This is a genomic window from Thermorudis peleae (assembly GCF_000744775.1).
GTDB classification, from domain to species: Bacteria; Chloroflexota; Chloroflexia; order Thermomicrobiales; family Thermomicrobiaceae; genus Thermorudis; species Thermorudis peleae.
In genome coordinates, this window is sequence record NZ_JQMP01000004.1 from 349898 (window position 1) to 364742 (window position 14845).

The 14845-nt window shown below is 57.2% G+C and carries 14 protein-coding genes; 10 read left to right on the forward strand and 4 right to left on the reverse strand.

The window, feature by feature from the left end; all coding sequences use genetic code 11:
• Window positions 1-10 precede the first annotated feature (10 nt).
• The gene (locus tag N675_RS11515) at window positions 11-1021 is read right to left on the reverse strand and encodes an ADP-ribosylglycohydrolase family protein (RefSeq protein ID WP_038040066.1); all 1011 of its coding nucleotides are present in this window, start codon (window positions 1019-1021) and stop codon (window positions 11-13) included.
• Between the two features lie 248 nt (window positions 1022-1269).
• On the opposite strand from N675_RS11515, the gene N675_RS11520 reads away from it, so the two are divergent.
• From N675_RS11520 to N675_RS11540, 5 genes are read left to right on the forward strand one after another with little or no spacing between them, the layout of a single operon-like run.
• Entirely contained in the window at window positions 1270-1629 is a 360-nt protein-coding gene (locus N675_RS11520; protein WP_038040067.1) for a hypothetical protein, read from the forward strand.
• 37 nt (window positions 1630-1666) lie between these two features.
• Window positions 1667-2665: an NAD(P)H-dependent amine dehydrogenase family protein gene (locus tag N675_RS11525; RefSeq protein ID WP_038040068.1), complete on the forward strand. Its 999-nt coding sequence runs from the start codon at window positions 1667-1669 to the stop codon at window positions 2663-2665.
• 39 nt (window positions 2666-2704) lie between these two features.
• Window positions 2705-3382 carry a LabA-like NYN domain-containing protein gene (locus tag N675_RS11530; RefSeq protein WP_231578031.1) on the forward strand — a complete coding sequence of 226 codons (678 nt, stop codon included), beginning with the start codon at window positions 2705-2707 and terminating at the stop codon, window positions 3380-3382.
• Window positions 3366-4499, forward strand: a complete 1134-nt coding sequence (locus N675_RS11535; protein ID WP_038040069.1) for a M20 family metallopeptidase — start codon at window positions 3366-3368, stop codon at window positions 4497-4499. Before N675_RS11530 ends, N675_RS11535 begins: the two co-directional genes overlap by 17 nt.
• Before the next feature lie 26 nt (window positions 4500-4525).
• A complete protein-coding gene (locus tag N675_RS11540; protein ID WP_038040070.1) occupies window positions 4526-5809 on the forward strand; it encodes an aspartate aminotransferase family protein in 1284 nt (427 codons plus the stop codon).
• 71 nt (window positions 5810-5880) lie between these two features.
• On the opposite strand, the gene N675_RS11545 is transcribed toward N675_RS11540, so the two are convergent.
• Window positions 5881-6777 carry a hypothetical protein gene (locus tag N675_RS11545; protein ID WP_038040072.1) on the reverse strand — a complete coding sequence of 299 codons (897 nt, stop codon included), beginning with the start codon at window positions 6775-6777 and terminating at the stop codon, window positions 5881-5883.
• A 123-nt stretch (window positions 6778-6900) separates the two neighbouring features.
• Between N675_RS11545 and N675_RS11550 the strand changes: the two genes are divergently transcribed.
• From N675_RS11550 to N675_RS11565, 4 genes are all read left to right on the forward strand, one after another.
• On the forward strand, window positions 6901-7635 hold the full coding sequence (locus N675_RS11550; protein WP_038040073.1) for a metallophosphoesterase family protein: 735 nt from the start codon (window positions 6901-6903) through the stop codon (window positions 7633-7635).
• Between the two features lie 74 nt (window positions 7636-7709).
• On the forward strand, window positions 7710-8159 hold the full coding sequence (locus tag N675_RS11555) for a universal stress protein (protein ID WP_038040075.1): 450 nt from the start codon (window positions 7710-7712) through the stop codon (window positions 8157-8159).
• A complete protein-coding gene (locus N675_RS11560) occupies window positions 8156-8593 on the forward strand; it encodes a potassium channel family protein (RefSeq protein ID WP_051914692.1) in 438 nt (145 codons plus the stop codon). Before N675_RS11555 ends, N675_RS11560 begins: the two co-directional genes overlap by 4 nt.
• A gap of 14 nt (window positions 8594-8607) precedes the next feature.
• A complete protein-coding gene (locus N675_RS11565; RefSeq protein WP_038040078.1) occupies window positions 8608-9273 on the forward strand; it encodes a potassium channel family protein in 666 nt (221 codons plus the stop codon).
• Between the two features lie 77 nt (window positions 9274-9350).
• On the opposite strand, the gene N675_RS11570 is transcribed toward N675_RS11565, so the two are convergent.
• Window positions 9351-10634 (reverse strand): Glu/Leu/Phe/Val family dehydrogenase, encoded by a 1284-nt coding sequence (locus N675_RS11570; protein ID WP_051914693.1) that lies wholly within the window; start codon window positions 10632-10634, stop codon window positions 9351-9353.
• A 94-nt stretch (window positions 10635-10728) separates the two neighbouring features.
• The gene (gatB, locus tag N675_RS11575; protein ID WP_038040081.1) at window positions 10729-12180 is read right to left on the reverse strand and encodes an Asp-tRNA(Asn)/Glu-tRNA(Gln) amidotransferase subunit GatB; all 1452 of its coding nucleotides are present in this window, start codon (window positions 12178-12180) and stop codon (window positions 10729-10731) included.
• 170 nt (window positions 12181-12350) lie between these two features.
• On the opposite strand from gatB, the gene N675_RS11580 reads away from it, so the two are divergent.
• Window positions 12351-14831 carry a molybdopterin-dependent oxidoreductase gene (locus N675_RS11580; protein WP_051914694.1) on the forward strand — a complete coding sequence of 827 codons (2481 nt, stop codon included), beginning with the start codon at window positions 12351-12353 and terminating at the stop codon, window positions 14829-14831.
• Window positions 14832-14845: the final 14 nt, after the last annotated feature.

Sequence of the window (14845 nt, forward strand, 5' to 3'; positions counted from 1 at the left end):
ATCGTCACATTTAGCGCATACGCAGCCGTCCCAGGATGCCAGCACGCTGCTCGGCGGCACGAAGCAACCCAGCTGCAGCCATTTGGAGGTATACTACGCCATCTAACTCCGCACGCCAGGTTTCGGGCAAGCCATCGGCGCCAACCACGGTGCCAACGAGAGCACCCGTCAATGCACCGATAATACGCGTTGCACCACCAGCATTGACCGCAAGCGTAAGTGCACGGCGAGCATCGTTTGAAGCAACTGCAAAGGAGTAAAACGCTGCAGCCACCGCTTCATGCGCAGCTGGGCCATGGCCAAGTTGAACCAGATGGGCAAGATCGCGCTCAATGTCGCCACCGGTCGCAGCAAGCGCTGCTGCCTGACGGATATTGGCGGCAACGAGATCTTCGTCGATAAAGTGCAACACATCTTCAAGGAGCAATTCCGGTGGTACCTCACCAGCAGCAAGGGACCGTACTGCATAGGCAACAGCCAATGCAGCATTGAGCGTTGTGAGATCACTGTGCGTCATGCCGAGTACGCGCATGACATCGCGGGTGAAGAGTTCAACGTTGAAGGGAGCAAGCGCATGCAGAAGGCCAATAGGAATAACACGAGAAAGGGGCGCTGCGCTTGGTGGTTCAACATCAGCTAACCCTTGCTGAAACTGGTCAGTTTCAGCAGCGCGGGCAAGTGCTTGCCGTGTTGTTGCATCAACGAACGCGCCCGCTTCACCGTCCAGCACGCGCAGGAAGCGATAGCCGATCGCTGCGGGATCAAGAAATCCTCGGCCACTCACAATGCCTTCTACAACACACAACGCAAGTTCCGTCTGATCAGTAAAGCGCCCGGGCGGGAGTGCCGGTGTCGTTGCAGTAGCCGGACGAGCAAGGTAGTGATCGACCCAACCGTATTGGACGGCAATTTCTTCTCGACTCAAGCCATCAACCGGCGCTCCCAAGGCATCACCAATAGCAAGGCCAATTAGGCAACCAAGAAACTGTGCCGTACCAGGATGTTCCGTCGGCTCATGCATAGGCTGACCATCGTCCTTACGTGCCATCTCCGGAAGGATGTACAATGGGCACACTTATACCTTGACTGAGTATTCTTCCAGAAAGATCGAAATCCAACACTGACGCAAGGAAAGAGCAGAGCATCTTGGACGCTAGACCAAGGCAGCACCATGGCCGTTGCTGCTCTGCACTTGCGTTCAAGGCAAGAATACCGGATACTCCGAAATGGCGGCAGAGGGATCTGCTGCAAGGAAGGACGCTGGCAACCATGTACCTGACAGATGCACTGGAACGCGTCCGGCAACGGCTGGTTCAAAACCAGGCACGGCCCGAGACGTTGCGGCTCGTTGACAGTGTCATGGAAACGGCCCAGCGCACAGGGGGTGATCAAGCCCAGGTCCGTTCACTCCTTGAGCTTGTCCGGCGATTAATGCGAACGCCGGTCGCGCATTCCAACATTGCAGTTTACGACGACCTTGCTGTGCTTGAGGAGCAACTCGTTCAGGCAGCTGCTGAAGCAGCCGCAGCCCGCGAAGCGGAAGAAAGCCGGCCGTTGCCGAAACCCAAGAAGTACTATCGGCAGCTGCGTGAGCGCGAGCGGGAACAAAAGCGGCGCGAACAACACTAAGGAAGGCCCACGGGAACAGGGAGGGAGCAGCACTTCTATGCGTGTCTACCGGGTCGTGCAATTTGGGTTAGGGCCGATTGGCCAGGAGATTGCCCGACTCGCGGCAACGCGGAGATCCTATGCGCTCGTTGGAGCAATTGACATTGACCCGGCAAAGGTCGGGAAAGACGTCGGGGAAGTAATCGGACTTCCCGAGCCTCTTGGCATTCCTGTGCGCAGCGACGCTGAGGCTGTGCTCGCCGAGACAAAACCTGACTGCGTTCTGCACACGACGGGTTCCTCCTTCCGTCAGGTCTTTCCACAACTTGAGCTCATTGTGCGGAATCAGGCTAACATCGTCTCGACGTGTGAAGAACTCGCCTTCCCTGCCGCACAGCACCCGGACCTGGCCGCACAGCTTGATGCGCTGGCTCGTCAGTACGGCGTTACCGTCCTTGGCACTGGTGTTAATCCTGGGTTTGTGATGGATACGTTGCCACTGGTGTTCAGCGCCGTCGCTCAGCAGGTAACAGCAGTCCGTGTTGAGCGCATTCAAAACGCCTCGACGCGCCGTCAGCCACTGCAAGCCAAGATTGGCTCAGGCAAGACCGTTGAAGAGTTTCAAGCGCTTGTTAAGGCTGGCACTGTTCGCCACGTCGGTCTTCGCGAATCAGTGGCTCTTCTGGCTGCCGGGCTCGGCTGGCAACTCGATGGGTATGATGAAACCATCGAGCCAGTTCTTGCTGATCACCGCATTCAGACAGCGTACTTCACCGTTGAACCGGGCCAGGTTTGCGGTGTTGATCAAATCGGGCGAGGCTACGTCGACGGCAAAGAACGGATTACGCTCCATTTGAAGATGTACCTTGACGCTGATCCTGCGTATGATCGCATCTTGCTTGAGGGGCCAATGCCACTGGAGCTGGTGATTCCAGGCGGATTACAGGGTGACCGGGCAACCACAGCAATTGCCCTCAACGCCGTTCCACGCGTCGTTGCTCATGCTCCGGGCCTGGTTACCATGGTCGATTTGCCAATCATTACTGCACAATCATAACGATGAGCGATTGGTCAGGAGAACGAACGGGTTTGGGACGTGGATATTCCGACACGATTGGAACGGGAGATGTGGCGAGCAGAACAATTTGATCGCGTAGCACTCTTCTTTGACATGTCAAATCTCTACTTTGCTGCCCGTGATCTTGGCGTACGCATCGACTACAGCAAGCTCCTTGACTTCCTCGTCGATGGACGTCGCCTCTACTGCGCCTACGCCTACGTTGTCCTCTCCACCGAAGACAGTTCGGCTGTGCCGTTCTTAACGTGGCTACGCCGCAACGGATTCCGTGTCACCGCAAAAGCGCTGCGCCGTCAACCTGATGGTACGCTACGCGGGAATTTGAACCTTGAATTAGCGGTCGACATGCTGACACAAGCGCCATATTACGACGTTGCGGTATTAGTCAGTGGTGACGGTGATTTTACCTACCTTGTCGAAAGCGTCCAGCGGCTGGGGAAACGCGTTGAAGTTGCCTCGACACCGCGCAACACCTCGGTTGAACTCCTTGAGGCTGCCGATCGATACATCGACCTCGAAGCACACCTGAGCGCATTCAGCCAGCCACGTCCAGCCGCACCATCGCAACCCAGTAACGAATGGCAACCTCGTCCAAACGTTACACGTCCACAAGAAAACGAATCATCGTGGCGCAGTCGACTTTTCGGCTCGCGTCCTTCCCCAGAAGAAGGGCAAGAGGATGAGCTTGATCGCTGAGCTGGCAACGCGTCGAGATGCACTGCTCACTACCCTTGCAACGCTGGTCAACTATGAATCACCGAGTACGGAGAAAGCTGCGGTTGACACACTGAGTGCTTGGCTGCAAGCGCAATGCCGCGCACTGGGTGCAGAGGTTACGGTTCACCCACAACAGCACTACGGTGACCTGACCGTAGCGCGGTGGTATGGAGCTGATCAGTCCCGCTCACCACTTCTTGTACTCACGCATATCGACACTGTTTGGCCACTAGGCACAATCCGTGAGCGCCCTTTTCGAATCGAGGGAGAGCGCGCCTTTGGCCCCGGCATCTTTGACATGAAAGCCAGTGTGGCCATGATGCTCGAGGCAATACGATGGCTTCGAGCCAACAACCGGCTTCAGCGCTCAATCGTCTGGCTTATCACCACCGAGGAGGAAGTCGGCAGCCCGGTTTCGCGTCCCTTGATCGAAGCATTCGCGCGCGAGGCCGCTTATGTCTTATGCCTTGAGCCTCCAACGCCACCGCGCGGTGCGCTCAAGACAGCACGCAAAGGCGTGGGCATGTTCTCACTGCGTGTTCGTGGACGCGCAGCACATGCCGGCGCTGATCCTGACCGTGGCGTGAGCGCAATTGTTGAACTCGCCCATCAAATTCTCGCCATCCAACGTCTTGCCGACCCGACCCAGGGAACGACGATTAATGTCGGCGTGATTGGTGGCGGCACACGACCGAATGTAGTTGCGGCAGAAGCATGGGCGCAGATTGACGTCCGCGTCACAACCCTTGCAGAAGCCGAGCGCATAACGCAAGCCCTGATGACACTCCGGCCTGTGCTAGAAGGCACCGAACTCAACGTGACTGGCGGCATCAACCGTCCACCAATGGAACGGACGCCAGTGATCGCTGCGGCCTTTGCGCGTGCTCAGGAAATTGGGCGCGAACTTGGTATCACGCTCGAAGAATCGGCAACTGGCGGTGGCAGCGACGGCAACTTCACGGCCGCCTTAGGTGTCCCAACGCTTGATGGGCTCGGCTGTCCGGGCAACGGCGCTCACGCCGTCGACGAGCATATCTCCATCCCCGGTCTTCTGGAGCGCACCGCACTGCTCATTGCCCTGCTCGAGCGCCTCTAACGCAGGATGAAGGAAGGAGCCACGCGATGTCCGCTCAGCTGAATCCACTCGAGATTATCCCGCGTGTCCTGACACGCTATTCCCCGGTCGTCGTTGACCATGCCCAAGGACTCTATGTGTGGGACATTCACGGCGAGCGGTGGGCAGATTTTACCTCCGGGATTGCCGTGGTCAACACGGGCCACTGTCACCCACGCGTGGTTGCAGCAATCCGGGAGCAGGCTGGCAAGATCATTCACGCGCAAGCGAACATTCTGGCGCACGAGCCGATGCTCCGCTTGGCACAGGTGATTACCGCAACATTACCACCGCAACTCAATCAAGTCTTCTTCAGCAATTCGGGAGCCGAAGCGGTCGAAGGAGCCGTCAAACTTGCCAAAGTCGCGACTGGCCGGCCTGCGGTGATTGCCTTCCGCGGCGCGTTCCATGGGCGGACGCACCTCGCAATGGCCTTGACAACCTCGCGGGTCAAAGTGCGCGGTCACTATGAACCCCTCGTCCCTTCTATTTACCACGCCCCGTATCCCTATCCGTTTCGGGCCCCAGCAGGCATGACGCCTGATGACGTGGCCCGTGCCTGCATTGCGGAACTCGAGCGTCTCTTCCAGACCATGGTCATGCCTGATGATGTTGCGGCAATCATTGTCGAACCAATGCTGGGAGAAGGCGGATATATTCTGCCTCCGACGCTCTTCCTGCAGGAACTCCGCCGGATCTGCGACGAACACGGGATCCTGCTGATTGTTGATGAAATCCAGACGGGGGTTGGTCGCACTGGACGGATGTGGGCATTTGAGCACTTTGGCATCGTCCCGGATATTGTCACCATGGCCAAAGGCATTGCCTCAGGGCTCCCGCTCTCTGCGGTGGTTGCCAATCGTGACCTCATGGATCGATGGGCACCTGGCGCGCATGGTGGCACGTTCGGTGGGAACGCCGTCGCCTGTGCAGCAGGCGTCGCCACGTTTGAGGTCATGCGCGAAGAGCGGTTGCCGGAGAACGCCGAACGGATTGGCCACTACCTCATGGGGCAACTCCGTGAACTCCAGCAGGAATTCCCGATCATCGGCGAAGTTCGGGGGCTCGGGTTGATGATCGGGGTCGAACTGGTTCATCCGGATGATCGTTCGCCCAATCCAGAAGCGGTGAAGCGTGTCATTCAGCACGCGCAAGAACGGCGTACGCTGCTTATCACGGCTGGCGAGCATGACCAGGTCATTCGGGTCATCCCGCCGCTCATCATCACCCAAGAGCAGGCAGACGATTTCCTGACCGTCTTCAGTGAGGCCCTCAAAGCGGCACAGTCATAGACAACACGGGGAGAGGATATTGCTTGCCTTCTCCCCGTGTAGCACAAGCCAGCTACGGGCTTTTGGTCAGATTACGCCGAGTGGACGTAATCGGTAAACGCGTTCGCATCCGGCTCAAAATCGCCGAGGAGTTCCTGTATCTGCTCCCAAGCACCACGTAACGCACGGCGAACGCGGGCGCGTTGTGCTTCATTCAAGAGGCCGAAGTACACGAGCGCCGCAGTTGCACCACCCCAGAAACCGATGGCAACCAGATCTCCGACGGCTTGACGAATGTCAGACACGATGCGCTCTACCGGCGATACTGAGCGCGCTGAGCGGCGCAACACCGGTAACCGATCTTGCGGACGCTGTGCGCGGACACGATCGGCGAGTTCAGCCACGGCTCCACCGACCGCCTCAGCACTTTCGCGCGCCTTTGTTGGCAGTGTCTGCTGTATGGTAGAGGCAACGGCTCCCGCCCGCTCACGCGCAGCACTTAAAACACGCTCAGCCTCTTGTAAGGCCTCCTGGGCAACGCGCTGCGTTGTTGGCGCAACATCACGTTGTACGAGCTTGCTCAACCGCTCTCGCTCGACCTCAAGATGCTTCAAGGCTTCGCGTGTCCGCTTCGGCAGTTCCTTCCGCGTACGCTCCGTCACATCACGAAGTGCACGGCCATCGTAGCGTGCAAGCCGTTCTCGCGCTTCACGGACAGCTTCGCGCACAGCGTCGATCGCCGGTTCAATCTCAAGCTCCTCGGCCAGCCTCGCTGGCAGTGGCTTGGGGCGCTGCCGTCGACGCTGCAACACGAACGCTGCCGCACCCGCGAGTGCAGCCCCACCAGCCAATGCACCAAGAACGCGCCACTCTTGGCCTTCCTGCACCATTGGATCGCCCTCCCTCCAGTCGTGCGGCATCTCGCCGACGAAACTCAGTGATGCGCCCATTGCGCATGGTGCAATGATGCGCAGGACCACAACAGACATGCAACTCTGCATTCTTGACAGACGCGCTATACTACACAGCCGCAGTGCGCGTTCACGCGCACATCCTGGTAACCCGAACAGACTGTGTGTGGCCAAGCAGAAGCGCTGAGGTAAGCAAAACGCGTGATCATCTTGCTCATCTCTGATATTCACGGGAATTTGACTGCGCTTGATACTGTCCTCACCGCTGCTGGGCCGGTCGATGCCGTCTGGCAACTCGGTGATATTGTTGACTACGGACCACATCCTCGTGAATGCCTTGCACGCGTTCGCGCGCTCCGCCCGCATGTTAACCTTGCTGGTAATCATGATCTTGCTGCGCTCGGCAAAATTCCAACGGAAAGTTTTAACCGTCTTGCTCAGCAGTCATTACGCTGGACGAAGCAACAACTCACGGACGAAGACCGCGCTTATCTCCAAGCGCTTGCCCTGATCGCGACTGCTGATCACTGTACGCTTGTGCATGGCAGTCCACGGAGCCCCATTTGGGAGTACATCATAAGTACCCCAATTGCCCTGGCTAACTTTGAGTATTTTTCTACCCCCATCTGCTTCTTCGGTCATACCCACGTTCCCTTTGTCATCAGTGAGCATGCAGCGCAACGCGGAGAGCAGCCGATGATCCCAACGGATGGCGATGCAATTCAGCTTGACCCTGACGAGCGATACCTTATTAACCCCGGCTCTGTTGGACAACCACGTGACGGTGACCCTCGGGCTGCCTTTGCGCTCTACTATCCTGAGGAACGGCGCATTGTCTTTCGGCGTGTTCTATACCCTGTCGAGCAGGTTCAAGCAGCAATGCGTGCTGCCAAGCTGCCAGAGCCACTGATCGAGCGGCTTGCACTTGGGATCTAACGCGGCATACGTGAAATATACGGTATGCTAGAGCGTATGCGACAGGCCGACCAGGCGGAGGAGGATGGGGCTGGGTGTATCGACGCGTAATCGTACCGGTTAGTGGCGTGCCCAGCGATCGGCGGGCTCTTGATCTTGCCGCAGCAGTATGTAGCCAGGGAGGCACGGAACTCACCCTTGTTTACGTGCTCGAAGTGCCCCAGCGTTATGCCCTTGACGTGGAACTTCCTGACGAGATCGAACATGGAGCAGCAATCCTTGAAGCTGCCGCTGCCTATGCACAACGCTTGGGCCGTGGACGCTGGAAGCGCATCAACACGGAACTGCTCCAAGCTCGCGTTGCTGCTGCTGCAATCGTTGACGAAGCAATTGAGCGAGCAGTTGATGCCATCATTATGGCAACAACGAGCCGTTGGCATCTCGGTGTGCTAACCCAGGGTGAGACACTACCCTATGTCTTGACAAATGCTCCGTGTGACGTCATCGTCATTCGGGTGGCAGGAGAGGAAGAGGCACTTCCGTGAACATTGTGATCGTCGGCTGCGGTCGTGTTGGGGCTCGGTTAGCCATTGACTTGGTCAACGAAGGCCATCATGTCGCAATTGTTGACTTGAAGCAAACAGCGTTCCGTCGCTTGCCAGAACGCTTCCCTGGCCAACTCATCATCGGCACTGGGATTGATGAAGACGTGCTGCGCTCCGCCGGCATTGAATCAGCTGACGCCTTCATCGCCGTCACCGACAATGACAACACCAATATCATGGCCGCCCAGATTGCTCAGGTACTCTATCGGATTCCAACGGTGATTTTGCGCATTTACGACCCAGAACGAGCAGAGATCTATCGTGAATTAGGGCTCCACGTGATTTGCCCGACAACAGCAGTCGCAACCAAGATCGAGGATGCCATCCATCAAGCACAGCAAGCGACATCAGCGTCAACAACTGAGCAGCGGTAGGTGGGAGCGGTAGCATGTATATCTTAGTCGTCGGCGGTGGCAAAGTTGGCTATTACTTGACAAAGACGCTGGTCAATGAAGGATACGAGGTCTTTTTGATTGAAAAGAACCCGATTAAGGTCCACATCTACCGCGAACGGTTCGGTGCCATTGTGATGCAGGGCGATGGCGCGGAAGTAGCGACACTGGCTGCTGCTGGCGCTGGACGTGCGGATGTTGTCATTGCCGTTACTGGTGACGATGAGGACAACCTTGTTATTTGCCAAATCGCCCGCGAGCGATTTGGCGTGCGGCGGACCATCGCCCGCGTGAATAATCCAAAGAACGAAGAACTCTTCCGTCGCCTCGGGGTTGATGTCACCGTCAGCCAAACAAACGTGATTCTCAGCTTGATCGAGCAGCAGATTCCTGAGCGTCCGTTTGTTCATCTCATGGCTCTCCGCCATGCTGACCTTGCGATCGTTGAGATTAAGGTAGCCGAAGATTCTCCGGTGATTAACCAACCAATCTGGCAGATCCCATTTCCTCCCGAGGTCATTGTCACGGCAATTCTCCGCCGCGGCGAGGTTATCATCCCAACAGGGCAAACAATCGTTGAACCTGGCGACGAACTGATTGTGGTGACGAAGCAACAGCGCGAGGCAGAATTGCGCGAACTGCTAACCCACACGACGGCATAGGCTCGTACAATGAATGAGGCGAGAGGGAATTCCCTCTCGCCTCATTGGTTGCAGAGCACGTTGCAGACGCTCGCAGTCTATGGATAGATGCCCCGCAGCCGGGTAATTTCGGCAACGCGCTGAATCGCAAGCGCGAGGGCCGCTGTCCGCATGTGAACATGGTAGCGCTCAGCCATAGCATGGATCGCACGGAAACTGCGCGTCATAATCGCCTTGAGGCGATCGTTTACTTCTTGTTCAGTCCAATAAAAATGCTGCAAGCTTTGGACCCACTCAAAGTAGGAGACGGTTACCCCACCAGCGTTCGCATAGATATCGGGAAGCAAGACAACGCCACGGTCATAGAGTATCTGGTCAGCTTCGGGTGTTGTTGGGCCATTCGCGGCTTCAGCAATCAAGCGCGCTTTGATACGTGAGGCATTCTCTTCAGTAATCTGATTCTCTAATGCAGCTGGGACGAGAATGTCACACGGCAGTTCAAGGAGTTCTTCGTTGCTTACAGCTTCCGCATCTGGGAAGTTAATGACACTTCCTGTACGTCGCTTATGCTCGAGGACTGCGGCAATATCCAGCCCCCGTGAGTTCCAGATACCGCCATGGGAATCCGAGACACCGACGACGCGGCAGCCGAGTTCAGTAAGCAGGCGAGCAACGGTCGAGCCCGCATTGCCAAAGCCCTGGACAACCGCTGTCGCGCTCGTCAGGTCAAGCCCCATGACCTTGGCAGCTTCCTCAATAGCGAACACAACACCGCGGCCCGTTGCTTCGTTTCGTCCTTCTGAGCCACCAAGCTGAATCGGCTTGCCGGTAACGACTGCTGGCACAGCGACTCCACCATGGTGCATGCTGTAGGTATCCATGATCCATGCCATAATCTGTGGATTCGTGTTCACATCGGGCGCCGGAATATCGGAATACGGGCCAATCAATGCAGAAATTTCAGTCGTATACCGGCGGGTAAGGTTCTGCAACTCGTTCTGCGACAGCTGCTTTGGATCAACCTTAACACCACCCTTAGCCCCACCATACGGCAGGCCAACGACTGCGCATTTCCAGGTCATCCACATTGCAAGCGCTTTGACTTCGTCGAGCGTGACATCCGGATGATAGCGAATGCCGCCTTTGCCCGGTCCAGCTGCCAGATTGTGATGGACGCGATAGCCGGTAAAGACCTGCACTGATCCATCGTCCATCTCAACCGGGAAATGCACAATCAACTCGCGTTTGCACTCGCTCAAGATCCGTCGCAAGTCGTCATCAAGCCCGATGACATCCGCGGCGATGTTGAACTGCTCAACGGCAACATCAAACAGTGTCCGCTCCGGTTTCGGCCGAATCGGCAAGGTGACAGTCGCAGTCATGGCTCTCCCTTTCCTTCTGTCAAGTAGGCAGCCAGCAACCCGGCGTTGGGGATAGCCGCGCACGGTGCGGCGAGAAGCAGAAGCGCCGGCAGACTTAGTCCACCGGCGCTTGCAATGCTTCTTCGAGCAGTTCCCTTGCTACTGCGGGGTTCGCCCGCCCGCCAAGCGCTTTCATGACCTGCCCAAGCAAGAACCCCAGTGCTGCACTCTTGCCACGGCGATAGTCGGCCACCGCTTTGGGGTTCTGCTCAAGCACCGACTGCACCACTGCACGGAGCTGAGCAACGTCGCTCACCTGCGCCAGCCCTTGCTCGGCGACAATCGTCTCGGGATCTTTCCCGGTCGCGCAGACAGCTTCAAGTACATCTTTGGCTGTCAACGCGTTGATCGTCCCGTTCTCGACAAGCGTTACAAGCTGGCGCAATTGCTCCGGACGGATGCCGAGGCCACTGAGAGAAAGCCCACGCTCTCGCATCAGCGCAAAGAGCGGGCCAGTAATCCAATTCGCCACTGCTTTCGCCCGTTGTCGGTCACCCTGGAGGCATGCCTCAAAGAAGTCGGCGACTTCCCGCTCTTCAGTGAGCAACGCCGACTCTTGCGGGGAAAGTCCATACTCCGCCTGAAACCGTTCCCAGCGTGCGAGCGGGAGTTCTGGCATCGCCGCTCGGATTTCAGCAACCTCAGCCTCAGTAAGGAAGAGCGGAGGGAGATCTGGCTCGGGGAAATATCGATAATCCTCCGCGTATTCTTTCGTACGTTGTGATACAGTCATCCCTTGGTCTTCAAGCCACCCGCGGGTCTCCTGAATAAGCTGTTCGCCGCGTTGTAATGCCGCTCGTTGGCGCTCGACTTCGTAGGCGAGCGCTCGTTCAACGGAGCGGAAGCTGTTCATATTCTTAATTTCAACTTTGGGGCCAATGATGCTCCCATCTCGGGTACGCTGTGAAATATTGGCATCACAGCGGAACGCCCCTTCCTCCATATTCGCAGTTGAGACGCCAAGGTAGCGCAATACTTGTCGGAGCGCCATAAGGAACGCGCGCGCTTCTTCCGGCGAGCGCAAGTCAGGTTCAGTGACGATCTCAATCAGCGGAACGCCAGCACGATTGACATCAACGAGGCTGTAACCTACTCCTCCATCATTCGCATGGACAAGCTTGGCGGTGTCTTCTTCGAGATGAACGCGGCGAATGCCCACCCGCTTGCGCACGCCGTCATGTTCATATTCGAGATAGCCATTCACGCAGAGCGGGAGATCGTATTGTGAGATCTGATATCCTTTCATAAGGTCAGGGTACATATAATTTTTGCGGTCAAATTTACTATAGGCTGGAATCTGACAATTGAGCGCTAAGCCGGTCATGATGGTATACCGCACGGCCTGCCGGTTGATAACGGGCAGGGCTCCAGGCAGACCAAGGCACACCGGGCAAACATGGGTATTTGGCTCCGCCCCAACATAGTCAGCGGAGCACCCGCAGAACATCTTGGAGCGCGTCAACAGTTGGGCGTGGACTTCTAGCCCAATAATTGTCTCGAATTCCAAGGCACAGCCCCCATTTCCATCGCTAGTATAACAAGCTTTCTCGAGCAAGACGTCCAACGGGAACCAAGTATGTTACGCTTAGCACAGAGAAGTGGGTATGGTGCTGGCGTTGTATCCAAGACAGGACAATACGCCAGCTTGTATCGGCAAGCAGATCAAGGGTTGTGCGCATGGCGCTCAAGACCGAGCAGCGGCTTGTCACTGTAACGATTAACGGGCAGCAGTATACCGTTCCCGAGGGGATGACCATTCTCGAAGCCTGCCGGATGGTTGGCATTGAAGTCCCCAACATGTGCTACCAACCTTTGCTTCGTCCATGGGGATCATGCCGGATCTGCACTGTCGAGATCCTGGGGCGGCGTGGCGGACTTGTTGAATCGTGTGCTGCCCAAGTGCGCGACGGAATGGAAATTGCCACCAATTCCCCGGCATGCGAAGAAGCACGCCGCTTTGTCCTCGAAATGTATTTGATCGACCATGCACTTGACTGCCCAACCTGCGATAAATCGGGTGAATGTTATCTGCAAGACAACACCTACTTCCACAATGTCCGTCCAAGCCCGTACGATCGTCCAAAGATCGCTCGCCCATACAAGCACTTTAGTGATGTTATCGATTACAAGTGGGAACGTTGTATCATCTGCGCCCGCTGCACTCGTGTCTGCGATGAAGTCATTGGTGTTACGGCGATCGAAATCCTCAACCGCGGGCTTGAGGCAGAAGTCAGTCCAGCCTGGGGAATTGACCTACGTGACACGACGTGCACTTCATGCGGCATGTGCATCGCAGTGTGCCCAGTCGGCGCACTGACTGACCGCAAGTTTGCCCACCATCCATGGGAACTTGACACAACCGAGACCATCTGCGGCTTTTGCGATGTCGGCTGCACACTCAACGTTGAACATAACCGCGGCCTCGTCCGACGCGTGACCCATCTCTGGGAACGCGGCTTGAATTACGGCTACACCTGCGTGCGCGGAAAGTGGGGCTACGAACACGTCCAGCATCCGGATCGGTTAGAGCAAGCATATCGCCGCCAAGGCGATGCCCTTGTGCCGGTATCCCTTGACGAGGCACTCGATTTCGCCGCCGAGCAACTTCGCCACTACCAAGGCAACACGTTTGCCGCATTAGCCAGTCAAGATGCAACCAATGAAGAACTCTATGCCCTCCAGCTTTTCACCCGGGCTGTCATGGGTTCAAACAACATCGACCGCTTGGCAACACCGGCACAGCGCGCCGTTGAACAGGCCTTGCTCGACTCCTTCGGCCTGCCAGTGAACACAAACTCTGTGCAAGAACTCTTTACCGATACCGCGTGCGCCTTGGTTGTTGGGCCGAGCATTGGCGAGCACGCGCCAGTCGCAAGCTATTGGCTCTACTGGAGCCGAAACACGCGCGAAGCCAAAACGATCGTCATCAGCCATGATCATTATCCGCTCTGTGACCGCGCAGAAGTCTGGATTCGCGCGTCACGCGGCAGCGAAGCGGCCATTTTGCATGCTATGGCGCGCGTTATCGTCGAAGAAGGCTGGGCTGCACCCGTACTTGACAACGAGAGCTTCCGCGCCTGGCAGAACGCGATTCGCCGGATTGACGTGGCAGCGGTTGCCGCGCAAACGGGCGTCTCGGTGGAATTGATTCGTAAGGCTGCTGAACTCTACGCAACTGGCGGCGTTGGCGCCGCAGCCCAACGCCCTGACGGAGGCTACCCGCCAAGTGCGATCTTCCACACGCTCGCTCACGAGCAGAATCCGGCAGATGTCTATGCGGCCACGATTGCACTGCACAACCTGGCTCTGCTGACCAATAACGTCGGTCGACCAGGCGCCGGAGTTGTAGCCTTCCGCGGCCCAGCGAATGCCCAGGGCGCGCTTGACATGGGATGCCACCCAGCTCTCTATCCTGGCTATCAACCAGTGGCAGATCCGACCACGCGACACGCGTTCGCGGTTGCCTGGCTTGGACGATGGAACCAGCAAGCACCACGGCTGAACGGCTTTGCGCCCCTGGCCACGCTACCAGAGGCACCAGGTTATGGTCTTGCGGAGTTAACACAGGCAATCCAGCGCGGTGAGATTCGGGCACTGTGGCTTGTGGGATCGAGCCATACCTTTGCGAAGCCACTTGACGCCAGCTTTCTCGCAGCGCTTGAACAACTCGAGTTCCTGATGGTCGAGGATTGTTTCCCCAGCGAACTAACCGAGCGCGCACATCTCATATTGCCCGGCGCGATGTTCCTGGAGAAGGACGGCACCTACACAAGCGCTGACCGCTTCGTCCAACGCCTGCGTATTGCGGTCAACCCACCAGGAGACGCGCATTCGACGCTGTGGTACGTCCAAGCAATTGCCCAGCGGCTTGGCTACACCATAGCTGTTACGCACCCGGGACAACTCTTCCAAGAAATTGCGCACCTTGCGCCGATCTATCGCGGGATTTCGTATCCCCGGCTTGAGCGTGGTCCACTGCCATGGCCGCTCCATGATGCGGTAAGCGCTGGAGATGCGGTTGTCTTCCTCGGCCCGAATGTTCCAGGCGGGAAGTGGGGAATTTGGCTTCAACAGGCAGCGTTTGGTGCAGCGAGTGCACTGCGCTTTGATGACGGGCTTGCACGCGAGCGGCTGCGCTTCGTTGTGCCAGCGATCTGAGAGGATGAGAAAAC

Coding starts and splice junctions, on each gene's coding strand:
- N675_RS11535 (WP_038040069.1), top strand. CDS start 3,366: ATGAGCTTGATCGCTGAGCTGGCAACGCGTCGAGATGCACTGCTCACT.
- N675_RS11520 (WP_038040067.1), top strand. CDS start 1,270: ATGTACCTGACAGATGCACTGGAACGCGTCCGGCAACGGCTGGTTCAA.
- N675_RS11580 (WP_051914694.1), top strand. CDS start 12,351: ATGGCGCTCAAGACCGAGCAGCGGCTTGTCACTGTAACGATTAACGGG.
- N675_RS11515 (WP_038040066.1), bottom strand. CDS start 1,021: ATGCATGAGCCGACGGAACATCCTGGTACGGCACAGTTTCTTGGTTGC.
- N675_RS11540 (WP_038040070.1), top strand. CDS start 4,526: ATGTCCGCTCAGCTGAATCCACTCGAGATTATCCCGCGTGTCCTGACA.
- N675_RS11565 (WP_038040078.1), top strand. CDS start 8,608: ATGTATATCTTAGTCGTCGGCGGTGGCAAAGTTGGCTATTACTTGACA.
- N675_RS11570 (WP_051914693.1), bottom strand. CDS start 10,634: ATGACTGCGACTGTCACCTTGCCGATTCGGCCGAAACCGGAGCGGACA.
- N675_RS11545 (WP_038040072.1), bottom strand. CDS start 6,777: ATGTCTGTTGTGGTCCTGCGCATCATTGCACCATGCGCAATGGGCGCA.
- N675_RS11525 (WP_038040068.1), top strand. CDS start 1,667: ATGCGTGTCTACCGGGTCGTGCAATTTGGGTTAGGGCCGATTGGCCAG.